The sequence below is a fragment of the Rhodococcus sp. NPDC006774 genome, from assembly GCF_040636045.1.
Taxonomy (GTDB): domain Bacteria; phylum Actinomycetota; class Actinomycetes; order Mycobacteriales; family Mycobacteriaceae; genus Rhodococcoides.
Genome location: NZ_JBEYIW010000008.1, coordinates 93276 through 118002, shown reverse-complemented (window position 1 = coordinate 118002; position 24727 = coordinate 93276). Strand labels below are relative to the sequence as shown.

At 66.6% G+C, this 24727-nt stretch carries 22 protein-coding genes; 2 read left to right on the top strand and 20 right to left on the bottom strand.

Translation table 11 applies throughout. From position 1 onward, the window contains the following. Positions 1-26: 26 nt before the first annotated feature. The 15 genes from ppc to rpe all read right to left on the bottom strand — a co-directional run bounded on the left by ppc (position 27) and on the right by rpe (position 16174). Complete coding sequence (ppc, locus tag ABZ677_RS14635; protein ID WP_358370448.1) at positions 27-2858, bottom strand: phosphoenolpyruvate carboxylase; 2832 nt, start codon at positions 2856-2858, stop codon at positions 27-29. Between the two features lie 51 nt (positions 2859-2909). Next, on the bottom strand, positions 2910-3143 hold the full coding sequence (gene secG / locus ABZ677_RS14630; RefSeq protein WP_032398009.1) for a preprotein translocase subunit SecG: 234 nt from the start codon (positions 3141-3143) through the stop codon (positions 2910-2912). Between the two features lie 119 nt (positions 3144-3262). Continuing rightward, complete coding sequence (gene tpiA, locus ABZ677_RS14625) at positions 3263-4048, bottom strand: triose-phosphate isomerase (protein ID WP_094634370.1); 786 nt, start codon at positions 4046-4048, stop codon at positions 3263-3265. A 3-nt stretch (positions 4049-4051) separates the two neighbouring features. Continuing rightward, positions 4052-5263, bottom strand: coding sequence for a phosphoglycerate kinase (locus ABZ677_RS14620; protein WP_037189379.1), 1212 nt, complete (start codon positions 5261-5263; stop codon positions 4052-4054). Between the two features lie 5 nt (positions 5264-5268). After that, positions 5269-6288 carry a type I glyceraldehyde-3-phosphate dehydrogenase gene (gene gap, locus ABZ677_RS14615; protein WP_037189380.1) on the bottom strand — a complete coding sequence of 340 codons (1020 nt, stop codon included), beginning with the start codon at positions 6286-6288 and terminating at the stop codon, positions 5269-5271. Positions 6289-6408: 120 nt separating this feature from the next. After that, the gene (whiA, locus tag ABZ677_RS14610) at positions 6409-7392 is read right to left on the bottom strand and encodes a DNA-binding protein WhiA (RefSeq protein WP_358370442.1); all 984 of its coding nucleotides are present in this window, start codon (positions 7390-7392) and stop codon (positions 6409-6411) included. After that, the gene (gene yvcK / locus ABZ677_RS14605) at positions 7383-8408 is read right to left on the bottom strand and encodes a uridine diphosphate-N-acetylglucosamine-binding protein YvcK (RefSeq protein ID WP_094741969.1); all 1026 of its coding nucleotides are present in this window, start codon (positions 8406-8408) and stop codon (positions 7383-7385) included. Before yvcK ends, whiA begins: the two co-directional genes overlap by 10 nt. Next, the gene (gene rapZ, locus ABZ677_RS14600; protein WP_037190045.1) at positions 8405-9271 is read right to left on the bottom strand and encodes an RNase adapter RapZ; all 867 of its coding nucleotides are present in this window, start codon (positions 9269-9271) and stop codon (positions 8405-8407) included. Before rapZ ends, yvcK begins: the two co-directional genes overlap by 4 nt. 83 nt (positions 9272-9354) lie before the next feature. Then, positions 9355-11445 carry an excinuclease ABC subunit UvrC gene (uvrC, locus tag ABZ677_RS14595; protein ID WP_037190046.1) on the bottom strand — a complete coding sequence of 697 codons (2091 nt, stop codon included), beginning with the start codon at positions 11443-11445 and terminating at the stop codon, positions 9355-9357. Positions 11446-11516: 71 nt separating this feature from the next. Beyond that, positions 11517-11957, bottom strand: coding sequence for a PH domain-containing protein (locus tag ABZ677_RS14590; protein ID WP_037190047.1), 441 nt, complete (start codon positions 11955-11957; stop codon positions 11517-11519). A gap of 29 nt (positions 11958-11986) precedes the next feature. Beyond that, positions 11987-12484 carry a 6,7-dimethyl-8-ribityllumazine synthase gene (ribH, locus tag ABZ677_RS14585; protein WP_037189382.1) on the bottom strand — a complete coding sequence of 166 codons (498 nt, stop codon included), beginning with the start codon at positions 12482-12484 and terminating at the stop codon, positions 11987-11989. After that, a complete protein-coding gene (locus ABZ677_RS14580) occupies positions 12481-13770 on the bottom strand; it encodes a bifunctional 3,4-dihydroxy-2-butanone-4-phosphate synthase/GTP cyclohydrolase II (protein WP_358370437.1) in 1290 nt (429 codons plus the stop codon). The genes ribH and ABZ677_RS14580 overlap by 4 nt, the downstream gene beginning before the upstream one ends. An 86-nt stretch (positions 13771-13856) precedes the next feature. Further along, positions 13857-14468, bottom strand: a complete 612-nt coding sequence (locus tag ABZ677_RS14575; RefSeq protein WP_037189383.1) for a riboflavin synthase — start codon at positions 14466-14468, stop codon at positions 13857-13859. Beyond that, positions 14469-15479: a bifunctional diaminohydroxyphosphoribosylaminopyrimidine deaminase/5-amino-6-(5-phosphoribosylamino)uracil reductase RibD gene (gene ribD, locus ABZ677_RS14570; protein WP_094649917.1), complete on the bottom strand. Its 1011-nt coding sequence runs from the start codon at positions 15477-15479 to the stop codon at positions 14469-14471. Positions 15480-15499: 20 nt separating this feature from the next. After that, positions 15500-16174, bottom strand: coding sequence for a ribulose-phosphate 3-epimerase (gene rpe, locus ABZ677_RS14565; RefSeq protein ID WP_094634368.1), 675 nt, complete (start codon positions 16172-16174; stop codon positions 15500-15502). A gap of 36 nt (positions 16175-16210) precedes the next feature. Between rpe and ABZ677_RS14560 the strand changes: the two genes are divergently transcribed. Continuing rightward, entirely contained in the window at positions 16211-16600 is a 390-nt protein-coding gene (locus ABZ677_RS14560) for an MmcQ/YjbR family DNA-binding protein (protein WP_358370433.1), read from the top strand. A 17-nt stretch (positions 16601-16617) separates the two neighbouring features. Here the strand turns inward: ABZ677_RS14560 and ABZ677_RS14555 are convergent, their stop codons facing one another. From ABZ677_RS14555 to ABZ677_RS14545, 3 genes are all read right to left on the bottom strand, one after another. Next, entirely contained in the window at positions 16618-18087 is a 1470-nt protein-coding gene (locus ABZ677_RS14555; protein WP_358370430.1) for a transcription antitermination factor NusB, read from the bottom strand. Further along, a complete protein-coding gene (gene fmt / locus ABZ677_RS14550) occupies positions 18084-19007 on the bottom strand; it encodes a methionyl-tRNA formyltransferase (protein ID WP_358370427.1) in 924 nt (307 codons plus the stop codon). Before fmt ends, ABZ677_RS14555 begins: the two co-directional genes overlap by 4 nt. Before the next feature lie 87 nt (positions 19008-19094). Beyond that, entirely contained in the window at positions 19095-19814 is a 720-nt protein-coding gene (locus tag ABZ677_RS14545; protein WP_358370623.1) for a PadR family transcriptional regulator, read from the bottom strand. A gap of 301 nt (positions 19815-20115) precedes the next feature. Here ABZ677_RS14545 and ABZ677_RS14540 point away from each other — a divergent pair, with 301 nt between their 5' ends. Beyond that, positions 20116-21861 (top strand): diguanylate cyclase, encoded by a 1746-nt coding sequence (locus tag ABZ677_RS14540; RefSeq protein ID WP_358370424.1) that lies wholly within the window; start codon positions 20116-20118, stop codon positions 21859-21861. Here the strand turns inward: ABZ677_RS14540 and ABZ677_RS14535 are convergent. Together ABZ677_RS14535 and ABZ677_RS14530 are read right to left on the bottom strand one after the other, a co-directional pair. Next, the gene (locus ABZ677_RS14535; RefSeq protein ID WP_358370421.1) at positions 21777-22628 is read right to left on the bottom strand and encodes a cyclase family protein; all 852 of its coding nucleotides are present in this window, start codon (positions 22626-22628) and stop codon (positions 21777-21779) included. The two genes, ABZ677_RS14540 and ABZ677_RS14535, sit on opposite strands and share 85 nt — an antisense overlap. Before the next feature lie 80 nt (positions 22629-22708). Next, positions 22709-24676: a primosomal protein N' gene (locus tag ABZ677_RS14530; protein ID WP_358370620.1), complete on the bottom strand. Its 1968-nt coding sequence runs from the start codon at positions 24674-24676 to the stop codon at positions 22709-22711. Positions 24677-24727 lie beyond the last annotated feature (51 nt).

Genomic DNA, 24727 nt, shown 5'->3' with positions numbered 1-24727 from the left:
ACCGGTTCCTCGCCCCCGAAGCGGGGCTAGCCGCTGTTGCGCAGTGCCGTCGCGAGACCGTTCATCGTCAGCAGGATTCCTCGCTTGACCCGTTCGTCGTCGTCACCGTTGCGGTAACGCCGGAGCATCTCCACCTGCATCTGATTGAGCGGCTCGAGGTACGGGAACCGGTTGTGCACGGAGCGTTCCAGCGACGGGTTGTCTTCGAGCAGGCGACTGTGGCCGGTGATCTTCAGGTACATCCGCACCGTCGTGGCATGTTCGGCTTCGATCATGCCGAAGATCCGCGCACGCAGGTCTGCGTCGGGAACCAACTCCGCGTACCGCGCCGCGATACCCAGATCCGACTTGGCCATGACCTGCGCAAGGTTGGACAGAACGGTCTGGAAGAACGGCCACTTCCGATACAGGTCGGTCAGTACCTCGAGCTTGGCGTCGTCGTCGCCGACCCACTCCTCGAACGCCGAACCGGTGCCGTACCACCCGGGCAGCATGACGCGGCACTGGCTCCACGACATCACCCATGGGATTGCTCGGAGGTCGTACACCGAGTTCGTCGGCTTCCTCGATGCCGGACGGGAGCCGATGTTCAGCTCACCGACCTCGGCAACCGGAGTCGACGTGCGGAAGTACTCGACGAACCCGGGCTCCTCGTGCACCAGCCGGCCGTATGCCGCGCGGGCCTTCGCGGCGAGGTCGTCCAGGATGTCGTACGCGGCTTCTGCGCCGTCCCCGAGACCTTCGACGTCCAGCAGAGTCGATTCGAGGGTCCCCGCAACCAGAGACTCGAGGTTGCGACGCGCCATGGACGGCTCGGCGTATTTGGCCGCGATGATCTCGCCTTGCTCGGTGAGCCGCAGCGATCCCTGCACCACTCCGGGCGGCTGCGCCAGGATCGCGTCGTAACTGGGACCGCCGCCGCGGCCGACCGTGCCGCCGCGACCGTGGAAGAGCCGCAGGCGAATACCCGTCTTGCGTGAGGCCTCGAGCAGATCGAGCTCCGCGCGGTACAGCGCCCAGTTCGCCGCGAGGTATCCACCGTCCTTGTTCGAATCCGAATACCCGAGCATGACTTCTTGATTCATGCCGCGCCCGGCCACCAGCGCACGGTAGATCGGAACGTCGAGCGTGGCGAGCAACGTCGCTGCGCCCTGCTGGAGATCCTCGATGGTCTCGAACAGCGGCACGACACCCACCGTCGACGTGGGCGCCGAACCGTCGGTGCCGGGGTCGAATATCCCCGCTTCCTTGAGCAGCAACGCCGCTTCGAGCATGTCACTGACCGACTGACACATGCTGATGATGTAGTTCTGGATGGTGTCGGGGCCCAGGTGGTCGATGGCCTCCTTGGCGGCCCTGACGATGCCCAGTTCCTTGGTGGCGAGCTCGCTGAGTTGCGCGTTGGGGCCGACCAGCGGCCGCCTGGTCGCAAGTTCGTGCGACAGAACCGAGACCCGTTCGTCCTCCCCGAGGGACATGTAGTCCGGATGTACACCGGCCCAGGCCAGCAGCTCGGCGACCACCTCTTCGTGAGTCTCGGAGTTCTGCCTCATGTCCAACGCCTGCAGATGGAAGCCGAACGTCTCGACCGACTGTCGGAGCCGGAGCAGTCGATCGTCGGCGATCAGGGCATCGCCGTCCGCCCGCAGCGCGCGGTCGATGATGTCGAGGTCGTCGAGGATGCCCTGCGGACCGTCGTACTTCTGCGCCCCGAGATCGATCCCGGAGACCGGCACCGCGTCGAGCACGGTCTGGGCGGTGGCGGTGAGCCGGGCCCGGATACCGACGACCGCGACCCGATACGGCTCGTCCGATCGACGGTCGTCCGGCTCGGTCGATGCGCCGGCCAGAGCCTTCAGATCCTCGGTGACATCCACCAGACGCGCGGACATCGACAATTCCTTCTCCAGCGCGACCAATTCGTCCAGGTAGTGCTCGAACGCTACGTATCCCGCCTGATGGGTCGCGGTGTGGACCACCTCTGCGGTCACGTTCGGGTTGCCGTCCCGATCGCCGCCGATCCAGGAGCCGGGGCGAAGAATGGGCCGTGGCAGTAGGTCGTCCTCGGGCCACCGTGCCCGCAGGGCTGCCCGCACGTCCGCGTTCAACGCCGGCATGACATCGAACAGGGAGGACTCGAAGTACCGGAGGCCGACCTCGATCTCGTCCTGAATCCGCAAGCGCGACAACCGAATCAGAGCCGTCTCCCACAGGGTCAGCACTTGCCTGCGGATCTGCACGTCGATGGCGGCCAGTTCCTTCGCCGCGCTGGCGGCCTTGCCCTCACGCGCCGCGGCGGCGACATCGCGGCGCCGCATCAGCTCGGTGATCTTGGACTGCACATCGAACACGGTGCGTCGACGCGTCTCGGTGGGGTGCGCGGTGATCACCGGTGCGACCAGCGCATCCGTCAGCGCCGCGGCCACCTGCTCGCGCGACGGGGCCGCGGCATCGATCTTGAGCCAGGTGGCGTCGAGGCTGCTGTCCTGCGGCGGGTCCTCGCGGTCGAGGTGAATCGCGCGACGACGTTCGCGGTGCAGGTCCTCGGCAAGATTGGCCAGCAGCGAGAAGTGACTGAATGCTCGAATGAGTGGAACCGCTTGTGCCACTTCGACATCGGTGTAGCGCCCGACCGAGTCGTCGCGCTCGATCTCGGATCTGCGTACCGCGAAGGATTCGACTCGCGCCGCTTCGATCAACTCGAATACGTCGTCGCCCTCGTGCTCGCGAATGATCTCACCCAGGATGCCGCCGAGATAGCGGATGTCCTCACGAAGAGGCTCTGTCAACTCCCGACCCTGAGCTGTCGGTGGGACGAAGGCTGGGGAACCGACTGACTCGTAGGAGGATTCGCTCATCCACCCAGTATCGTCGCTCCGTCACCAACTCGCACTCGGAGCCGAATTCGATCAGGTGTACTTGATCTCCAGACCGATACCGAGAATGGCGATGAGCCAGATGATGCCGGTGAAGACCGTGAGGCGATCGAGGTTCTTCTCGACAACGGTGGAGCCGGACAGGCTGGACTGCACACCGCCACCGAACAGGCTGGACAATCCGCCGCCCTTGCCGCGATGCAGCAGGATCAGCAAGATCAGCGCCAGGCTGGTGATGACCAGCAGAATATCCAGAAACAGATCCATGTCCACCTCAAACTCGATTCGATGCCTTCAGCAGCCTACCTGGCCCCGAGAACGGCTTCGGACACCCCGCCGAAGCGAGGTGTCCGAGAACCGTTCGATACAGCGTTGCCGATGGCCGATCAGGGCAGCGGGCCGCCTGCGGCGATAGCCGACAGTGTGGCGAACTCGTCCGCCTTGAGCGAAGCGCCACCGACCAATGCGCCGTCGACGTCGGGCTGGCCGACGATCTCGCCGACGTTCTTCGCGTTGACCGAGCCGCCGTACAGCACGCGGACGCCTGCGGCGACCTCGTCCGAGGACAGCGACTTCAGTTCCTCGCGGATGGCGCCGCACACTTCCTGCGCGTCCGACGCCGACGCGACACGGCCCGTTCCGATCGCCCACACCGGCTCGTAGGCGATGACGATCTTGGAGATGTCCTCCGCCGACAATCCACTGAGCGAACCACGCAGCTGCGTGACGTTGTAGGCCACGTGCTCGCCGGCCTCGCGGATGTTCAGACCCTCTCCGATGCACACGATCGGGGTGAGGCCGTTCTTCAGGGCCGCCTTCGTCTTGGCGAGCACGACGGCGTCGTCCTCGCTGTGCAACGTGCGTCGTTCGGAGTGACCGACGACGACGAAGGTGCACCCCAGCTTGGCCAGCATCGATCCGCTGATCTCGCCGGTGAAGGCTCCCTTGTCCTCGGACGAGACGTCCTGTGCACCGTAGGTGAGCAGGAGTTTGTCGCCCTCGACCAGAGTCTGCACGCTGCGGATGTCGGTGAACGGCGGAATCACCGTCACGTCGACCTTGTCGAAGTACTTCTCGGGCAACGAGAACGCGATCTTCTGCACCAGCGAGATCGCCTCGAGGTGGTTGAGGTTCATCTTCCAGTTGCCCGCGATGAGCGGCTTACGTGCCATGCGTTACGCCTCCAGGACGGATAGGCCGGGGAGCTGCTTGCCTTCGAGGTACTCGAGGGATGCACCGCCGCCGGTGGAGATGTGCGAGAAGCCGTCGTCGGGCAGTCCGAGGGTGCGCACCGCAGCCGCGGAGTCGCCGCCACCGACGACGCTGAACGCGCCCTTCTCGGTGGCGCCGATGATCGCTTCCGCGATGCCCTTGGTGCCGGCCGAGAACTTGTCGAACTCGAACACTCCTGCCGGTCCGTTCCAGAAGACTGTCTTGGCATTCGACAGGACGACGGAGAAACGACTGACCGAGTCGGGTCCGATGTCCAGACCCATCCAGCCGTCCGGAATCTCGGACGCCTTCACGGTCTTCGCCTCGGCGTCCGCCGCGAACTTGTCTCCGACGACGATGTCGACGGGCAGGTGGATCACATCGCCGAAACGCTCGAGCAGGTCCTTGCAGACCCCGATCTGATCCTCCTGCAGCAGCGAGTTCCCGACCGAATAGCCCTGCGCGGCAAGGAAAGTGAAGGCCATGCCGCCGCCGATGACAAGGGTGTCGACCTTGGGGGCCAACGCCTCGATGACGCCGAGCTTGTCCGAGACCTTGGAGCCGCCGAGCACCACCGCGTACGGACGTGCAGCGTCCTCGGTGAGCTTGGCCAGCACCTCGACCTCGGCCGCGACGAGGGTGCCCGCGTAATGCGGCAGCAACTGCGCCACGTCGTAGACCGACGCCTGCTTGCGGTGCACGACGCCGAATCCGTCGGAGACGAATGCTGCGTCGTCGCCGGCCAGAGCAACGAGCTCACGAGCCAGAGCAGCTCGCTCGGACTCGTCCTTGCTGGTCTCGCGCGGATCGAAGCGAATGTTCTCGAGCAGCAGCACGTCGCCGTCGGTCAGACCCTCGGCGCGAGCCTCGGCATCCTGACCCACCACGTCGCCCGCGAGCTGAACGTGGCGTCCGAGCAGCTCGCCGAGCTTCGCTGCGACCGGAGCCAGGCTGTACTTCGCGTCGGGCTTGCCGTCCGGACGACCGAGGTGTGCGGTGACGATGACCTTGGCACCCGCCTCGACCAGTGCCCGAAGAGTCGGGATCGACGCCTGGATACGGCCGGGATCGGTGATCGTGCCGTCCTCGAGCGGGACATTGAAGTCCGATCGCACGAGGACGCCACGGCCTTCGACACCGGCATCGAGCAGATCCTGCAGTGTCTTGACAGCCATCGGTGTCAGAGGGACTTGCCGACGAGACCGATGAGGTCGGCGAGGCGGTTGGAGTAGCCCCACTCGTTGTCGTACCAGGAGACGATCTTGACCTGGTCGTCGATGACCTTCGTCAGCGGCGCGTCGAAGATCGACGAGTGCGGGTCGGTGACGATGTCCGAGGACACGATGGGATCGGTGTTGTACTTGAGGATGCCCTTCAGCGGGCCCTCGGCAGCGGCCTTCATCGCAGCGTTGATGTCCTCGGCGGAAGCCGACTTCTTCAGCAGTGCGGTCAGGTCGGTGACCGAGCCGGTGGGGATCGGAACCCGAAGCGCGTAGCCGTCGAGCTTGCCGAGCAGCTGCGGGAGAACCAGGCCGATGGCCTTGGCTGCACCGGTGCCGGTCGGCACGACGTTCAGCGCTGCGGCGCGGGCGCGACGCAGATCGCTGTGCGGGCCGTCCTGCAGGTTCTGATCCTGCGTGTACGCGTGAATCGTGGTCATCAGACCCGAGACGATGCCGAACTCGTCGTCGAGAACCTTGGCGATGGGGCCGAGGCAGTTGGTGGTGCACGACGCGTTGGAGATGATGTTCTGGCTGCCGTCGTACTTGTCGTCGTTGACGCCCATCACGATGGTGATGTCCTCGCCCTTGGCAGGCGCGGAGATGATGACCTTCTTGGCACCGGCGTCGATGTGGCCCTGTGCCTTCGCAGCGTCGGTGAAGATGCCGGTGGACTCGACGACGACGTCGACGCCCAGGTCACCCCACGGAAGTGCGGACGGGCCCTCGCGCAGCGACAGCGCCTTGATCTTCTGGCCACCGACGACGATGGTGTCCTCGCCCTCGAGCGAAACGTCGTGCGGCAAGCGGCCCAGGATCGAGTCGTACTTGAGCAGGTGTGCGAGCGATGCGTTGTCGGTCAGGTCGTTGACAGCAACGATTTCGATGTCGGTGGTACCGAGCGCCTTCTGCGCATCGACAGCCCTGAAGAAGTTACGCCCGATGCGGCCGAAGCCGTTGACGCCTACCCGGATCGTCACTGTTCGCTCCTAAAAGTTGTGAAAACAGATGTCTGATTGTTCCTGCGTGCGGGGTGCCACACGCGGTTCCCACCCTAGTGTGCGCGCAGGCAGAGCGCGCGCATCACGCGATCGAGCCGATCACGCCTCGTCGAGCAGTTCGGCGGTGACCGCCGACTCGGTGTCCGGAATTCCGGTTTCCTTCGCCTTGCGGTCGGCCATGGACAGCAGACGTCGGATTCGGCCTGCCACAGCGTCCTTGGTCATCGGTGGGTCGGCCAACTGGCCCAGTTCCTCCAGAGACGCCTGCCGATGCTGGACTCGGAGCGAGCCCGCCGCGGCCAGATGATCCGGCACGTCGTCGCCGAGAATGTGCAGGGCCCGCTCGACACGCGCTGCGGCGGCCACGGCGGCCCTGGCCGAGCGGCGCAGGTTGGCGTCGTCGAAGTTGGCGAGCCGGTTCGCGGTGGCCCTGACCTCGCGTCGCATGCGTCGTTCTTCCCAGATCAACCGGGTGTCCTGTGCGCCCATCCGCGTGAGCAGTGCCCCGATCGCCTCGCCGTCGCGGACGACCACTCGATCCGTGCCGCGGACCTCGCGTGCCTTGGCGGCGACGCCGAGACGTCGAGCGGCTCCGACGAGCGCGAGCGCTGCTTCGGGGCCCGGGCAGCTGATCTCCAGGGCCGACGATCGACCGGGTTCGGTGAGTGAACCGTGCGCCAGGAATGCCCCACGCCATGCTGCCTCGGAGTCCCCCATCGTGCCGCCGACGACCTGCGCGGGCAGGCCGCGAACCGGGCGGCCGCGTAGGTCCAACAGGCCGGTCTGCCGCGCCAGCGCCTCGCCGTCCTTGGCGACGCGCACCACGTAGCGAGAGGTCTTGCGGAGCCCGCCTGCTCCGAGCATGTGCACGTCGGAGGAGTAGCCGTACAGCTCGAAGATCTCCCGACGCAGCCGTCTCGCAATGGACCCGAGGTCCACCTCGGCCTCGACCACCACCCGGCCCGCCACGATGTGCAGTCCGCCTGCGAATCGCAGCAGTGCGGACACCTCGGCCTTGCGGCAACTGACCTGACTGACGGTGAGCCTGCTCAGCTCGTCCTTGACCTCCGCTGTCATGGCCACGAAGTGATCCCCTCTCTGCGTGCGGCAGTCGGTACGGTGCCGTCGGTGGACGACACGATGGAGCCGAGAGCCGCAGCAAGCTTGCCGTAATGATGTGCGTGGGTGCCGTTTTCGGCAACGTCGACGTAGACGACCTCGGCACCGAGCCGGGCTGCCGCCCGCGCCACGTGCTCGCGGTTGCTGCCTTCCGGGACCGAGGCGGAATCGACCAACACGTAGTCGATTCCCAAATCCGGTGCGTGTTGGGAGAGTACGTGGACATGGCGCTCGGCGGAGAATCCGGTGGTCTCCCCCAGTTCGGGTGCCAGGTTCAACACCAGTACTTTCGGCGCGCTCGTGCGAGCCAGCGCGGCGAGCTGATCCGGCACCAGCACGTGTGGGATGACGCTGGAGAACCACGATCCCGGTCCGAGCACCACGAGGTCGGCCTTCTCGATCGCAGCGAGCGCATCCGCGGAGGCGGGCGGTTCGGGTGGAAGCAGTCGGACGCGGCGGACCTTGCCCGGAGTCGTCGCCACTGCCACCTGTCCGCGAATGACACGGCTCACGCGTGGGTCGTCCTCGAGACCGGAGACGTCGGCCTCGATGTCGAGTGCGATCGGCGACATCGGAAGCACTCGTCCTTCGATTCCGAGCATCCGCACCATCTCGTCCAGTGCGGCGATCGGGTCGCCCAGCACCTCGGTCAGGCCGGCCAGGATGAGGTTGCCCACAGAATGTCCGGCCAGAGCGCCCGTGCCACCGAAGCGGTGCTGCAGGACATCGGTCCAGAGTTGCGTTCTCTCGTCCGAGCGTGCCAGCGCGGCCAGTGCCATACGCAGGTCCCCGGGCGGAATGACGCCGAGCTCGGCGCGCAGACGCCCCGAGGATCCCCCGTCGTCGGCGACCGTGACGACGGCGGTGACGTCGTGACCGAGCAACCGGGCCGCCGACAGCGTGGCGTACAGGCCGTGGCCGCCTCCGAGCGCGACGATCTTCGGGCCGGATACCGGTACTTCGGTGTCGAACTCGCTCATTCGCGACCCAGATCCCGATGCAGCACGCGCACCGACACATCGCCCTGATCGGCGAGAATTGCGGCCAGTGCTTCGGTCATCGCGACACTTCGGTGCTTTCCTCCGGTGCAACCAACGGCCACCGTCATGTATCTCTTGCCTTCCCGCACGTATCCCTCGATCGTCAAATTCAGCAGGTGCGTGTATGTCTGCAGGTAGTCGCGTGCCCCGTCCTGCCCCAGCACGTAATCGCGGACGTCCGCGTCCTGGCCGGTGTGTTCGCGCAGCTCGGGCACCCAGTGTGGATTGGGCAGAAAGCGCACGTCGCACACCAGGTCGGCGTCCATCGGCAGGCCGTACTTGAATCCGAACGACTGCACGGTGACGCCGACGCCGGTGGTGTCGGCGTCGCCGAACACCGTCTCGATCTTGCGCCGCAACTGGTGCACCGACAGGGATGTGGTGTCCACGGTCAGATCCGCAGCTGCCTTGACCTGGGCGAGTCGCAGCCGTTCGGCGGTGATGCCCTCGGTCAACGTTCCGTCCTGGCCGTCGTTCTGCAGAGGATGGCTGCGCCGGTTGGACTCGAATCGACGGATCAGCACGGCGTCGGACGCGTCGAGGAAGAGCACTCTGTTGCGTACGCCCTTGGAGTCGAGTTCTTTCACGACCCAGCCCAGATCGCCGGTGAACAGGCGGCTTCGAACGTCCATCACCAGTGCCAGGCGCTCGATTCTGGGCTGGGACTCGAGCCCGAGATCGACCATCTTGGAGATGAGCTCCGGCGGCAGGTTGTCGGCGACGTACCAGCCGAGATCCTCGAGAATTTTGGCCGCAGTGCGCAATCCGGCGCCGGACACCCCGGTGACCAACGCCACCTCGATCTCGTCGTGCCGCGACTCCCCCTCGGAGGACTGTTCGAGGTGCTCTTCGGACGGTGGATGTCTCTGTGTCTGGTGTTCGCTCACTACGAAGCCTGTCCCGCCGATTCCACACGCGGTGCGATCGCATGTTCCGCCGTGTTCTCGCCCGATGTCGTTGCAGTTGCGCTGCCATCATCGCCTACATCGGCGTCGTCCGTGTCGGAACCCAGCGCGGCCAGCACCGACTTGGCCGTGGTCTCTCCGATCCCGGGAACCTCGACGATCTCCGCGACCGTCGCACGCTTGAGGTTGGCAACCGAACCGAAGTGTGCCACCAGCGCCGTTCGACGTGACTCGCCGAGTCCGCGGACCGAATCGAGAGCCGACGCCGTCATCCGCCGTGATCGCTTGCTGCGATGGAACGTGATCGCGAACCGGTGCGCTTCGTCGCGAACCCGCTGCAGCAGGTAGAGCGACTCGCTCGTGCGCGGCAGGATGACCGGATCCTCCTCCCCCGGAACCCATACCTCCTCGAGCCGCTTCGCCAGGCCGACCACCGCAACATCGGTCACGCCGAGCTCGTCCAGTACCGCCGCGGCAGCGGCCACCTGAGGGGCACCACCGTCGACGACGAAGAGGTTGGGTGGATACGCGAATTTTCGCGGTCGTCCGGTCTGCGGATCCAGCGCCGCTTCGGGGGCCAGATCGCCCCCGGTCCCCTCGGCCGAACCGTCCGCGGAGTGCCGCAGGAATCGGCGACGAGTCACCTCGGCGATACTCGCCACGTCGTCGGAGTGCCCGTCGCCTGCCGCTTCCTTGATCGCGTAGTGGCGGTAGTCGCTCTTGCGGGGCAATCCGTCCTCGAAGACGACGAGCGAGGCGACCACGTCGGTTCCCTGTACGTGGGAGATGTCGATGCACTCGATGCGCAGCGGTGCGGAATCGAGATCGAGCGCCTCCTGGATGCCTTGCAGCGCAGCCGATCTCGACGTGAAGTCGCCTGCGCGCTTGAGTTTGTGCTGCTGCAGGGCCTCCTTGGCGTTGCGTTCGACGGTCTCGGCCAACGCCTTCTTGTCGCCGCGTTGGGGAACACGCAGGGTCACGTTCGAGCCCCGGAGTTCACTGAGCCAGACCTGTACCTCGTCGGCGTTGTCCGGCAGGACCGGAACCAGCACTTCCCTCGGGACTGCATTGGAACCACCGTCGTCGCCGCCCGGTGCCTGTGCGGACAGGGCAGCCTGCTCGCCGTAGAACTGCGTCAGAAACTGTTCGACCAGAGCGGGGAGATCGGCCTCGTCCTGGCGTTCGATCACCTCGCCTGCCTTCTCCACCACCCAGCCGCGTTGCCCTCGTACACGGCCGCCTCGGACATGGAAGACCTGAACGGCAGCTTCCAGGGCATCGGTGGCGAAGGCGACGAGATCGGCGTCGGTGCCGTCGCCGAGCACCACCGCCTGCTTCTCCAATGCTCGACGCAGCGCACCGACGTCGTCTCGAAGACGCGCGGCGGTCTCGAAATCCAGGTCCTCGGATGCAGCCTGCATCTTCTTCTCGAGCTGACGAACCAGCTTGTCCGTCTTTCCGGCCAGGAAGTCGCAGAAGTCCTCGACGGTGCGGCGATGCTCGTCGGCACTGACCCGGCCGACGCACGGTGCCGAGCACTTGTCGATGTACCCCAACAGGCAGGGCCTGCCGATCTGATTGTGGCGCTTGAACACTCCGGTCGAGCACGTGCGCGCGGGAAATACTCGCAGCAGGAGATCCAGCGTCTCGCGAATGGCCCACGCGTGCGCGTAGGGGCCGAAATACCGCACGCCCTTGCGTCTGGGTCCGCGGTAGACGAACAACCGCGGGTATTCCTCGTTCATCGTCACCGCGAGCATCGGGTAGCTCTTGTCGTCGCGGTAGCGGACGTTGAACCGTGGATCGAATTCCTTGATCCAGTTGTACTCGAGCTGCAGGGCCTCGACTTCGGTGGTCACCACGGTCCACTCCACCGATGCCGCGGTGGTGACCATCTGACGAGTACGTGGATGCAGAGACGCTATGTCTGCGAAGTAGGAATTGAGCCGACTGCGGAGGCTTTTGGCCTTTCCCACGTAGACGACGCGACCGTGCGGATCTCGAAATTTGTACACCCCCGGCTCCACCGGGATGGTTCCGGTGGCCGGGCGGTAGGTAGCGGGGTCGGACACGGCATCCACGTTAGCCGTCGGGTCCGACGTTCTCCGCATCCGCAGCTCAGCTGTGGTGCGGAGGAACGACGTCAGTCCTGATCGACCTGAGCGGGCGCGTATTTGCGTTCGAGGGTGCGGAACTTTCGTACCGCCGACACCGCATGGTCACGATCGTTGGACTGGATGGCCATCACGTTGATGAACTCGTCGTCGGGAATGTCGACCCTGGCCCACATCGCGCCGTCGGGGAAGGACAGACCACGCACCAGATCCCATTCGATGAGACGCTCCGACAACAGGTTCCGTACTGCGACACCCGCAGGCCCGACGCGAATGCGCGGGCGCGTCAGCACGAGCGCCAGGCCTCCCAGAAGAAGTCCGATTCCCGCCATCGCCAGTTGGTCGGCGGTTCTGAAGTACACACCGGTCGGCGACACTCGCAGCAGGACGGCGACGGTGGAGTGCGCCACCACGAGCAGTACCGCCGTCGCGATGGCGTACCGAGCCGATTTGCGCGACTTCACTTCCATGTCCCACTCGGCGGACGGTGCGCTGCCGGTCACGTGAACTCCTGATTCGTCCATGGCTGGCGTAGGTGCTTGAGGGTGAGGGCTGTGTCGATCGCGGCCGCCGTGGCCTGAGCGCCCTTGTCCTCGAACGAACCGGGCAGTCCGGCGCGATCGAGCGCCTGCTGCTCGTCGTTGGTGGTGAGCACGCCGTTGGTGACCGGAGTGCCCTCGTCGAGCGAGACTCGCGTCAGACCGGCCGTCACGGCGTCGCACACGTACTCGAAATGCGGTGTGCCCCCGCGAATGACGACACCGAGAGCAACGACGGCGTCGTGATTGCGGGCCAGTTCCTGCGCCACGACGGGCAGTTCGATGGCTCCGGCCACACGGATGACCGTGACGTCTGCGATCCCCGCCGACTCGGCTTTGCGGAGTGCACCGTCGAGCAGCGCCTGGGAGATCTTCTGGTGCCACTGACCGGCGACGATCGCCAGCTTGAGGTCACTCGCGCCTGCCAGCTGCAGGGTGGGTTCGCCTTCGCCGCTCATGAGGTGGTCCCATTTTCGTGGGCGGGAGTGGAGCCTGCGGAATGACCGGTTTCGTACTCGTCGAGCCCGGTGAGGTCGTGGCCCATCCGGTCGCGTTTGGTGCGCAGATAGGTGAGGTTCTCCGCGTTTGCGCGCAGCGGCATCGGCACCCGCTCGGTGACGTGCAGGCCGTAGCCGTCGAGGCCCACCCGCTTGGCGGGATTGTTGGTCAGCAGCCGCATCGAGGACACGCCGAGGTCGACGAGGATCTGGGCACCGATCCCGTAGTCGCGGGAGTCGGCGGGGAGTCCGAGCTGCAGGTTGGCGTCGACGGTGTCGGAGCCTGCGTCCTGGAGTTGGTATGCCTGGAGTTTGTGCAGCAGACCGATGCCGCGCCCCTCGTGTCCGCGCATGTACAGCACGATGCCGCGCTCCTCGGCGGCGACCATTTCCAGGGCCGCGTCGAGCTGTGGTCCGCAGTCGCAGCGCAGTGATCCGAACACGTCGCCGGTGAGGCATTCGGAGTGCACTCGAACGAGCACGTCGTTGCCGTCTCCGTCGGGGCCTGCGATGTCACCGCGAACGAGCGCGACGTGTTCGACCTCGTCGTAGATGCTCTGATAGCCGACGGCTCGGAAAGTGCCGTGGCTGGTGGGGATTCGGGCGTCGGCGACGCGGACGACATGCTTCTCGTGCTTGCGGCGCCATGCGATGAGGTCGGCGATGGAGATGAGGGCGAGGTCGTGTTCGTCGGCGAAGACGCGCAGCTCGTCGGTCTGGGCCATCGCGCCCTCGTCCTTCTGACTGACGATTTCGCAGATGACGCCCGCAGGCCGTAGGTCCGCCATGCGCGCGAGGTCGACGGCAGCCTCGGTGTGGCCGGGGCGACGCAGCACTCCGCCGTCCTTGGCGCGCAGGGGTACGACGTGGCCGGGACGGGTGAAGTCGTTGGCCCCGGTGTCGGGGTCGGCGAGCAGCCGCATCGTGGCCGCACGGTCGGAGGCCGAGATTCCGGTGCCGATGCCCTCGCGGGCGTCGACGGTGACGGTGTAGGCGGTGCCGTGCTTGTCCTGATTGGTGGCGAACATCGGCGGCAGGCCGAGGCGGTCGCAGTCCTCACCGGAGAGCGGAACGCAGAGGTAGCCGGAGGTGTAGCGGACCATGAAGGCGACCAGTTCCGGGGTGGCCTTCTCGGCGGCGAAGATGAGGTCGCCTTCGTTCTCGCGGTCCTCGTCGTCGACGACCACCACTGCTTTGCCCGCAGCGATGTCCGCAACTGCGCGCTCGATACTGTCGAACCTGGTCACCACGGTGTGCTCCATACGTCTCGGGCCTGGCTCAGCGCCCTGGAAATTCTCCGATGCACCATCGACTGCGTGCACGTCAACAGTACTTACTGTGCGTCGATCGTCTGCAGCCGCTCCACGTACTTGGCGATGACGTCGACTTCGAGGTTGACCGGCGATCCGACCTCGGCCGTGCCGAGAGTGGTCAGGTCGAGGGTGGTGGGGATCAGGGAGATCTCGAACCAGTGCGCTCCGTCGTCGACGCCGAGGCCGGAGACGGTGAGCGAGACGCCGTCGACGGTGATCGAGCCCTTCTCGACGACGTACCGCGCGACCGAGGTGGGCAGTGCGATGCGCACGACGGTCCAGTTCTCGGACGGGGACCGGCCGATGATCTTCCCGGTGCCGTCGACATGGCCCTGCACGAGGTGCCCGCCGAGACGGCTGCCGAGCGCGGCTGCGCGCTCGAGGTTGACGCGGCTGCCCACGTCGAGAGCACCGAGGCTCGAGCGGTTCAGCGTCTCCTGCATGACGTCGGCGGTGAATCCGCCGTCGGGCAGCACCTCGACGACGGTCAGGCAGACCCCGTTCACCGCGATGGAGTCGCCGTGGCCTGCATCCGAGGTCACCACCGGGCCCCGAACGGTGAACCGCGCGGCGTCGGGCAGTTCGTCCTTGGCGACGATCTCGCCGAGCTCTTCGACAATTCCGGTGAACATCTACTTCGCTCCTTCGGGCACGACGCCGATCAGAATGTCGTTGCCGATCATGGTGACTGTCTCCGTGCGGAACCGAATTGCGTCGGCAATTGTTCCGATGCCCGCATTCTCCACCGCTGCGGGTCCGCTGCCCAACACCGCCGGTGCGACGTACGCCACGACGCGGTCCACCAGGCCCGCGGCGAGGAATGCTCCGGCCAGCGTCGGACCGCCTTCGATCTGGATGTCGGTGTGCTCGTTCAGGGCGTCGATCACGGCCGCTGGGTCGTGTGTGTCGAGGAACACCGTGGGTGCGTCGGAACCACGGATTGCCGCGGTCGACGGTATCGGCCTCGATCCGACGACGACGCGCACGGGTTGATGGGGCGCAAGGGTCCCGTCGGGACGTCGCGCGGTCAGTCGTGGGTCGTCGGCCAGTACGGTGCCGGTTCCGACGACGATGGCGTCGAGCTTGGCGCGCTCGTTGTGGACGTGCGCCCGGGCCTGGGGTCCGGTGATCCACTGGCTCGTGCCGTCCGCGGCGGCGCTACGTCCGTCGAGGGTGGCAGCGTACTTCCAGGTCACGTGCGGTCGCCCGGTGCGTTGCTTGTGCAACCAGGCTCGCAGTGGCCCCTGCCGCACCTCGGTCTCGCCCATCCCCTGTTCGACGCGAACGCCGGCCGCACGTAGGGCCGTTCCGCCGCCCGACGCGAGCGGATTCGGATCGGCGACGGCATGCACCACCGCGACGATGCCCGCGTCGATCAGGGCCTGTGAGCACGGACCGGTGCGGCCCGTGTGATTGCAGGGTTCGAGAGTCACCACCGCGGTGCCGCCGCGAGCTCGGTCACCGGCCTCGGCCAGCGCGACGATCTCGGCGTGCGGACCGCCGGGCGGACGTGTCGAGCCGATGCCGACGACGACGCCACCGGCGTCGAGAATCACCGCGCCGACGGCAGGGTTGGGACTGCTGATCCCCCGGGCGGACTCGGATGCCTCGACGGCGAGGGCCATGGCGTCCGCGATGGACATTGCTGCGCCCTGGCCGTTCATTACGACAGGTGGTGTGAAGCGCGGGCAGCTCGGTCGCGCAGGTCGCGCACGGCGGCTGCGGGGTCGGCGGTGTTGTAGACGGCCGATCCGGCCACGAAACAGTCGATTCCGGCCTCTGCGGCCTGCTCGATCGTGTCGGAGTTGATGCCGCCGTCGATCTCCACCACAAGTCTGAGGTCACCGGAATCGACGAGTGCCCGAACGGCTTTCGCCTTGGACAGCACCTCGGGCATGAACGACTGTCCGCCGAAGCCCGGTTCGACGCTCATCACCAGTAACGTGTCGAAGTCGCGCAGGATCTCGAGGTACGGCTCGATCGGTGTTCCCGGTTTGACGGATAGGCCTGCTTTGGCTCCCGCTGCCCGGATGTCGCGTGCGACCGCGGACGGGTCGTCGGTCGCCTCGGCGTGGAAGGTGACGTTGTACGCGCCTGCCTCGGCGTACGGCGGGGCCCAGCGGGCCGGGTCCTCGATCATCAGGTGGCAGTCGAGGGGGATGTTGGTCGCCTTCAGCAGACTCTCCACGACCGGAAGCCCCAGCGTGAGGTTGGGTACGAAGTGCGCGTCCATGACGTCGACGTGCAGCCAGTCGGCTCCGGACACGGCATCGGCTTCGGCAGCCAGACGCGCGAAGTCTGCGGACAGGATCGAGGGGGCAATCATCGGGGAAACCACGATTGACGAGCCTAGCCGAGCCGGTATCGTTCGCCCATGACCACCATGGATTCCGTGACGGCGGTGATCGCCGAGCTTCCCGAGGTCACCGAGAGTGTCCGGTACGGCCACCCGGCGTGGTCGGTGGGCAAGAACGTGTTCGCGTGGGTCCGCCCGTTCAGCAAAGCCGATCTGAAGCGGTTCGGCAGCGAGATTCCGCCCAGCGGGCCGATCCTCGCCGTCCGCACCGCCGACCTCCACGAGAAGGAAGCCATCCTGGCCGCACACCCGCGGGCGTGCTTCACAATCTCGCATTTCGACGGGTTCGCAGCCGTTCTGGTGGATCTCGACAACACCGACGACGACGAACTACGGGAACTGCTGATCGACGGGTGGCTCGTCCACGCCCCGAAGAACGTCGCCGAGACGTTCCTGGCGGGCAGCTGATTCTGCCGCCTTCGAAGTCACATCGGTTTGCGTAGCGCCGCCATGAACATCGCGTCCGTACCGTGCCGGTGCGGCCACAGTTGCACGGACGTACCGTCGCCGAGTTGCGGCACTCCTGGCACGAGCTCACGGGTGTCGAGCTGTTCGACGCCGTAGCGGCGGACCGCGTCGGCGACGACGGCGGTGGTTTCGGACAGGTGCGGAGAACACGTCGAATACAGCACCACTCCGCCCGGGCGTACCAGGTCGATCGCCGCTGCCAGCAGTTCTTTCTGCAGTGTCACCAATGCCGCCACATCGGAGGGTCGACGACGCCACCGGGCCTCGGGCCTGCGGCGCAGGGCACCGAGCCCGGTGCACGGCGCATCGACGAGCACTCGGTCGTAGCCGCGGTCGAGTCCGGACGTTCGACCGTCGACGGTGTGCACCGTCACCGGAAGGTCCTTGGTCGTCTTGGACACCAGATCGGCTCGGTGCGGTGTCGGTTCGACGGCGTCGACCGTGGCTCCGTCGATTTCGGCGATGGCCCCGAGCAGGGCAGCTTTACCGCCCGGTCCGGCGCACAGGTCCAGCCACCGGCCCCCGTCCTCGCCCATCAGCGGCGCGAGGGTGAGCGCCCGGCCGACGAGTTGACTGCCCTCGTCCTGCACTCCGGCCAGGCCGTCACGGACGGCGTCGATCTTGCCGGGATCTCCGCCGTCGAGGTGCACGGCGTACGGCGAATAGGGACCTTCTTCTCCCCCGGTGATCAGCGCCAGCTCTTCCGCGGAGATCTCGCCGGGCCGGGCCACCAGGTGTACCGAGGGACGCGCGTCGTCGGCCTCGAGGACGGCGGCGAGTTCACCGGCGTCCGCCCCGAGTGCGTCGGCGAAGGCCTGTGCGATCCACTTGGGGTGGGCGTACTCGAACGCGAGGTGGCCGACGGGATCGACCGCCGCCTCGGGTGCGAGCTCGTCCACCCACTGCTCGGCCGTACGCTCGGACACGCGCCGCAGCACCGCGTTGACGAAACCTGCCTTGCCGGTACCGAATTCGGACCGAGCCAGGTCCACCGACGTGGCTACGGCCGCGTGGGGTGCCACCCGGGTGCGGAGCAGTTGGTAGGAGCCGAGCCGCAGAATGTCGAGCAGCGGCCCGTCGATCTCGGCGGCGGGCCGACCGGCGGCATGGGCGATCACCGCGTCGAGCACGCCACGCGCTCGGGACGCACCGTAGGCGAGTTCGGTGGCCAGCGCGGCGTCGCGCGAATCCAACTTGCGCTCGCGCAGCAGTCCGGGGAGCACCAGGTTGGCGTACGCATCCCGTTCACGCACGGCCTTGAGGACGTCCCGGGCGGCACGTCGGGCCGGGTCGATCGCGTCGACGGCACGGGGTCCTGCACCCTGCGGGGGTCGGTTTCCCTTCGGACCGCGCGCACCGGGCGACTTCTTGGTGGTCTTTCGGGCTGGACTCGACTCGCGCTTTCGAGGCCTGTCGGGTTCTGTCATCGCGCTACCGCCGTATCGTCCAGCCGAGCGCCTCGCGCCCAGTCGAGTGCTTTCATGAGCTTCTTGCCCTGCGGTTGAACATCGCCGAGAACGACTGCGGTCGTGCCGGTTCCGATGTGCACGCCGGACTTGCGCACCGCTATCTCGCCCGGGGCCAACGTGTCCTCGGAGCGCGTCGTCGGGGCTATCTTGACGCGGAGTTCACCGATCGTCGTCCATGCGCCCGGTGCGGGGGTGACCGATCTGATGTGCCGGTCGACGAAAGCTGCAGATCGAGTCCAATCGATGCGGGCGGCGTCGACGCTCACCTTGCTCGCGTAGGAGATTCCGTCCTCGGGCTGCGGGTGCGCGGATGCCGTCCCGTCCTCGATTGCGTCGAGGGTGGCAGCGAGTAGGTCTGCTCCACTCGATGCCAGTCGGGTGAGCAGGTCCCCTGTCGTATCGGTTGCGCGTACCCGCTCGGTGACGACGCCCAATACCGGCCCGGTGTCCATTCCCGCGTCGAGCAGGAAGGTGGAGGCACCGGTGATCTCGTCACCTGCGGCGATGGCCGCCTGCACCGGTGCGGCACCTCGCCACGCGGGCAGCAGCGAGAAGTGCAGGTTGATCCAGCCGAAGCGAGGGATATCGAGCACCGGCTGCGGCAGCAGTGCACCGTATGCGACGACCGGACACACGTCGGGTGCGAGTTGGGTGAGCTGTGAGACGAAATCCGGATCCGAGGGCTTCGCGGGTGTGAACACCGGGATTCCGTGCTCGTCGGCCAGCTGCCCGACCGGTGACCGCATCGTCTTGCGACCCCTGCCTGCAGCGGCGTCGGGCCGGGTCACCACCGCGATCACCTCGTGGCGTTCGGACTCCAGCAGTCGCCGCAGCGACGGGACTGCAGGCTCCGGTGTACCGGCAAAGACGACGCGCACTCGAGCAACTCCCTGGGATGGACGAAAGGATCTCGGGTGTTCATCCTAGGGAGTCGCGAGCGCTGCGGACGATTCCGCACCTGTCGATCACGTCGCGTCGGGGGCGTCGACCGTGTCGTCGGGATCGCGATCGGCCGGACCGTCGTCGGCGAGGATCCGATACAGCGACCTGCGTGCCTCGGTGAGAATCTCGGCTGCCTGTTCCACCTGTTTCGGTGTGCCGACTCCGGCTACCTGACCGGCGGCGCCCATCAATTGACCGATGAGCGCCCGAAGATCCCTGGCGTCGACACCGACGGACTCGGCCACGTCGTCCCATGGGCTGCCCAGGTCGACTCGATGATTCTCCGTGTGTGTTCGCCCCTCGTCGGTCAACGCAGCCGTCTTTCGACCGGCCACCTTGTCGATGAGGACCAGACCCTCGTCTTCGAGTTGCGACAGGGCCGGATAGATGGAGCCCGGGCTCGGCTTCCAGGTGCCGTTGCTCTTCTCGGCGATCTGCTGGATCAGTTCGTATCCGTGCATCGGACGTTCCTCGAGCAAGAGGAGGATTGCAGCACGCACGTCCCCGCGTCGCCCTCGCCCTCCCCGACCCCGGCCTCGACCGAAATCTGCATTGGGTCCGAAACCGCCGGGGCCGAAGCCGGGGCGCATGCCCTCTCGTCCTCGTCCGAACGGGCCACCGGCATGCCGACTGCGTTCGCTGTGCCCTCTCTTTCCGCGGCCTCGCTCTCGCGGACCGTGATCGTCCGACGGACCGTGATCGTCACTCTGCGCGACCCACATCTCGAACGGTGCTCCTCGCATGTGTCGACGTGCGCCTGCGCGACGTCCGAATTCGTGTGCGAATCCTTCGAATGCGTAGTTCATGTCGTACTCCTTCGTATCGATTGACGAGTCGACGATATATCGACAATAGATCTTTGGCAAGGCCCAGAGGCAACCTCCGAGTTTCCGCATCCGAGGAACGCGTCGTGGATCGCTCTCGCTCGTTAGAATGGCGCGGTCGGTACGAGCTCTCGTGGACCGCACCGGAATCCAGCGGCCGGCTCGACAGCGCCCGCTCACGAACGAGGGGGGCCGTGTGGCCGGATCGACGAGGCGACGCGTGACCGTCGTTCTCGGCTGCGTCCTCGCCATCGTCCTGCTCGCCGGCTCCAACGTTCTCGGCCAGCGAATCTCCGTGCTGATCGACGACGTCGCACAGCTCGCGGGTGGTATCACCGCGACGATCGTGTGTTGGCGGACCGCATCCACGAGGATGGGCTCCGAACGACAGTGGCGTGTTCTGATGGCCGCAGGAATGGCGTGCTGGAGTGCAGGCATGGCGGTCTGGGCCTTCTATCGATCCGCTCTCGACATGCCGCTGCCGACTGCATCGATCGCCGATGTCGGGTTCTTTCTCTTCCCGATCTTCGCCGTGCCCGCGCTGCTCGCCTTCGTCGGTCTGTCGCCCCGACGGGCTGCCGCAGGTGCACGCCATGTCTGGGTGATGTCGTTGCTCGACGGGGCCGTCGTCGTCGGGTCCCTGTTCGTTCTCTCCTGGGCCACCGTGCTCGGTGCAGTCGTGCACTCGTCGAAATCCGAATCGATCGAGTTCCTCGTGGCGATCATGTATCCCATCACCGACCTGGTTCTCGTGGCCATGATCGTGCTTCTCGCCGTAATCACGAAGATCGCGGCGCGATACCGAACGCAGCTCACCCTGCTCGGTGCCGGCATCCTGATGATGGCGGTATCCGACAGCATCTACGCGTACCTCGTCGCCACCGGCGCGGACTTCATGCCGGTTCTGACCGACGGCGGGTTCATCGCCGGCACTGCGCTCATCGCTCTCGCGGCCGCCTCCCCGCGGACCGTCGACGAAACCCCGTCGCCGCTCGGCTCGTCGTCACACGGATCGTCGCGGTACGGATCGTCTCGGTACGGATCGGAGCCCACCGCAGGGGCGTGTACCGAGACCGTCACCGGTGAGAGAACGCAGCTGCTGTTGCCGTACGGGCTCATGGGTGCGATAGGGATCGTGTTGGCGATACTGCGTGTGCAGACCGGGAACCTGGATTCGACCGTCATCGTCCTCGGGGTTGCAGTGGTGCTGCTCTCCCTGGTTCGCCAGGTGATCACCCTGGTTCAGAACGACAATCTGCTTCGGAGCCTGACTCGGGCACAGGCCGAGCTGACGTACCGCGCGCACCACGACGGACTGACCGGACTGCTCAACCGGTCGTCGTTCGACGAACACCTTCGAGCGGCGGTGAACGACGCCCGAGCGGGCCGAGGCCGCGCCGTCCTACTGCTGATCGACCTCGACGACTTCAAGAGCGTCAACGACAGATTCGGCCACGGCGGCGGTGATCGATTACTGGTCGAACTTGCACGCCGCCTCGACCGATGCGTGGTCGACGGTGTGGTGGCGCGCTTCGGCGGTGACGAGTTCACCGCCCTGGTGTACGCCGACCTCGATGCCGGTCGCGCGACGGCGGTCCGCATCGCCGACGCGATGCGGACAGCACACGAGATCGACGGCCATTCGGTGTCGGTCGGCGTGTGCGTGGGCGTGGTACAGATCGGTCGACTCGACCGTACACCCCACGACTCCACGACCGTGGCCGGATCCGACACCGGCACCGACACCGCCGACGTCGACGAGGAGGACGAGTTGATGCGGCTGGCCGATCGCGCGATGTACAAGGCCAAACGCGAGGGCAAGGCCGGAATCTACGCCTACGACACCGCGGGCACACTCAGCGCGGTGCCGAGCGGCTCCGATCACGCGGCTCGTGGGACCAAACCGAAAATGGTTGCAGGCGAGCCGGATCCGGCTCGGTTGATCGGACCACCGACAAGAACGTAGGCGCCGGTGGTCGGAATCGACTCCAGATTGGTCAGGTTCTCCAGGCTTATCCGACGCCGGTCGTAGAGCTTGACGGACACCGGATAGGTGTCGTCGTTGCCCAGATCGGGCCCGAAGGTGTCGGTGCCGAGGGCACCTCTGTCGGCGAGCCTGCCCGTGTCGATCAACCACTGCGCAGCCTCCGCGGAGAACCCGGGTTGGTGCGTCACCCCGTCCGCGTCCGCGTTGGCGTACGCATCGGTCCCCCACCGTGACTCCCAGCCGGTCCACAGAACGACAGCCGCACCTGGCGGAATGGCTCCGTTGACTGCTTCCCAGTTCTGCAGGTCTGCCACGGTCACGGCGTAGTCGGCGTCGGCCGCCGCCCGATCACGGATGTCGATCTTCACCGCAGGCAGAAACAGATCCTCCGGATCGAGCTGGTCGGCGGTCAGCCCACCTTTCTGGAAGTGCGCAGGCGCTCCCCAGTGCGTGCCGGTGTGCTCGCCCTCCTTGACGTACTGGAGGTAGAAGCCGTCGTCCGCGACGGTGAACGCCGTCTCGAGCGAGAATTCGGGATCGCCGGGAAAGATCGGGGTGAGAGCCGGATCGTTGATGTGCGAGAGCGACACGATCCGTAGCAGTCGGTCCAACGGAACGGCCGGTATCGCTGGCTGCGCCGAGCCGGTACCGGGCAGGGCGTCGGCGGTGGTGGGCGACACCAGACGGGCCCCGATCACCACTGCCAAACCTGTTGTCACACGGCGAAAAAGCTGTCTTCTCTTCATGTCCCCCGACCCATCTCTCGTCGGCGCCCCGTGCACCGCCCCGAGGCAACCCTAGGCCACGGCGAGCCCCGACGGCAGTGTCAACCGATTCGAATCGGGTCTATCTGAACCCGCACTCCCGCACCGAGTTTCTTGGCGCTACGAGACGCCTGCGCGGTGGCCAGCGCTCGCGCCAACGCCGCCCCTGTGCTCCGCGGCACGCGTATCAACAGCCGCTGCACATCACCGGGAAGTACGTCCTCACCGCTGCCCGCAGGTGCCCGTTGGCCGTCCGGCAGATCGACGGGTCCGAGTATTTCCACTGCCTCGGGCAGATCTGCGCTCTCCACCAACGCAGTGATCGCATCGGTGGTTCCGTCGATCGCGGCGACGTGCACGGCGGGTGGGAACCGTACCTCGACTCGCTCGTCCAACTGACTTCTGGCGTGCCACAGCGGATCCCAGCGAACCAGCGCCTGCACCGTGGGTATCTCGGATTCGGCGACGACGACCACGCGGCCACCTGCCGCACCCGGCCGAACCAAGGCGGCGGCCGTCATCCACCGACGCAGTGTCTCTTCTGCCGCGCGCAGGTCTGCCCGGCCGAGCAGCGCCCAACCGTCCAGCAAGAGGGCAGCGCCGTACCCACCGTCGACCGTCGGTTCGGCACCGACGGTGGACACGACGAGACCGGCACCCGGCTGGACGGCGTCGAGCACGGCGGCACCTCCCGAGTTGTGTATCGGTACGCCGGGAAATGCCCGTCCGAGTTCCTCGGCGGTGCGGCCCGCTCCGATCACGACCGCACGCAGGTTGCGTGATCCGCATACCGTGCACCGATGCGCGGTGTCGGCGATTCCACACCACGAGCACGTCGGACTGCCCGCTCCGTCGCTGCCCGGGGCGGAGGGCAGGGCCAGCGGCCCGTTGCACCGGCGACACCGAGCCGGGTGCCGACATTTTGCACACGCCAGTGACGGTACGTATCCGCCGCGCGGAACTTGAACCAGCACAGGCGAATCGGCCTTCAGTGCGGCTCGCGCCGCCTCGAACGCGATCGCGGGCAACCGGGCGACACGGGCTGCCGGATCGCGCGCGAGCGCATGGTCCGAGTCCGCCAAGGCCACCACATGGGGTTGACGCTCACGGACCAGCTCGCGGGAGGCCACCAGGTCGTGTGCCCAACCGGAATCCACGAGAGCTTCCGCCTCCGCCGTCCGTGAATGTCCTCCGATCACCACTGCTGCCCCTGACACGTGCGCCCGAAGCAACGCCACTTCTCTGGCGTGCGGATACGGCGATCTGGGCTCGGCGAAACTGTCGTCACCGTCGTCCCAGATGGCAATCATGCCGAGAGTGGACACCGGAGCGAACACGGCGCTGCGTGTCCCCACCACGACGACCGGGCCCGATCGCAGACCACGCAACCATTGCCGATACCGCTTCGCCGGGCCCAGTCCGGCGGACAGCGCCACCACCCGGTCGGCACCGAGCAGGGCCACACAGGCCGTCTCCAGTCGATCGAGGTCTCGCTGATCGGGTACCACCACCACCGCGGAACGACCGCCTGCCACGGTCACGGCGGCGGCCTCCGCCAACCGCACCGGCCACCGCTCACCGGGCAACGCCTGCCATACCGCTCGCGGTACGCGTCCCGATGCCAACGCATCGAGGAAGTTCGAGCCGTGGGTGTAGGCCGACCAGGCTGCTCGGTCGATGTCGGGCTCGGCGGGCGGCTCGACGACAGGTGTCTGTTCCGCCTCGACTCGGGCATGGCGAGCCGGGATCGCCAGACGCAGCACATCCGCTCTGGTCCCGGCATACCGATCGGCCACCGCCTCGGCCAGTTCCGCGATCTCCGGGGTCAGAACTCGCTCCGCCGACACCACCCGATCGAGCCAGCCGAGCTTGCCGGGGTGTTCGGTCTCTGCCAGTCTCGCCAGCACGAAACCGTCGACCAATCGTCCTGCGAACCGCACCCGAACTCGGACACCGGGCTGAGCATCACTGCTCACCTCCTCGGGAACGAGGTAGTCGAACTCGCGGTCGAGATGCGGCAGCGGCAACATCGGGAGAATGCGCGCGATCGGAAGATCCGACGCCGCCACCCGCGCTACGCC

Coding starts and splice junctions, on each gene's coding strand:
- ppc (WP_358370448.1), bottom strand. CDS start 2,858: ATGAGCGAATCCTCCTACGAGTCAGTCGGTTCCCCAGCCTTCGTCCCA.
- secG (WP_032398009.1), bottom strand. CDS start 3,143: ATGGATCTGTTTCTGGATATTCTGCTGGTCATCACCAGCCTGGCGCTG.
- tpiA (WP_094634370.1), bottom strand. CDS start 4,048: ATGGCACGTAAGCCGCTCATCGCGGGCAACTGGAAGATGAACCTCAAC.
- ABZ677_RS14620 (WP_037189379.1), bottom strand. CDS start 5,263: ATGGCTGTCAAGACACTGCAGGATCTGCTCGATGCCGGTGTCGAAGGC.
- yvcK (WP_094741969.1), bottom strand. CDS start 8,408: ATGAGCGAGTTCGACACCGAAGTACCGGTATCCGGCCCGAAGATCGTC.
- ABZ677_RS14590 (WP_037190047.1), bottom strand. CDS start 11,957: ATGGAAGTGAAGTCGCGCAAATCGGCTCGGTACGCCATCGCGACGGCG.
- ribH (WP_037189382.1), bottom strand. CDS start 12,484: ATGAGCGGCGAAGGCGAACCCACCCTGCAGCTGGCAGGCGCGAGTGAC.
- ABZ677_RS14575 (WP_037189383.1), bottom strand. CDS start 14,468: ATGTTCACCGGAATTGTCGAAGAGCTCGGCGAGATCGTCGCCAAGGAC.
- ribD (WP_094649917.1), bottom strand. CDS start 15,479: ATGTCCATCGCGGACGCCATGGCCCTCGCCGTCGAGGCATCCGAGTCC.
- ABZ677_RS14560 (WP_358370433.1), top strand. CDS start 16,211: ATGACCACCATGGATTCCGTGACGGCGGTGATCGCCGAGCTTCCCGAG.
- ABZ677_RS14555 (WP_358370430.1), bottom strand. CDS start 18,087: ATGACAGAACCCGACAGGCCTCGAAAGCGCGAGTCGAGTCCAGCCCGA.
- ABZ677_RS14545 (WP_358370623.1), bottom strand. CDS start 19,814: ATGCGAGGAGCACCGTTCGAGATGTGGGTCGCGCAGAGTGACGATCAC.
- ABZ677_RS14535 (WP_358370421.1), bottom strand. CDS start 22,628: ATGAAGAGAAGACAGCTTTTTCGCCGTGTGACAACAGGTTTGGCAGTG.
- ABZ677_RS14530 (WP_358370620.1), bottom strand. CDS start 24,676: ATGTTGCCGCTGCCGCATCTCGACCGCGAGTTCGACTACCTCGTTCCC.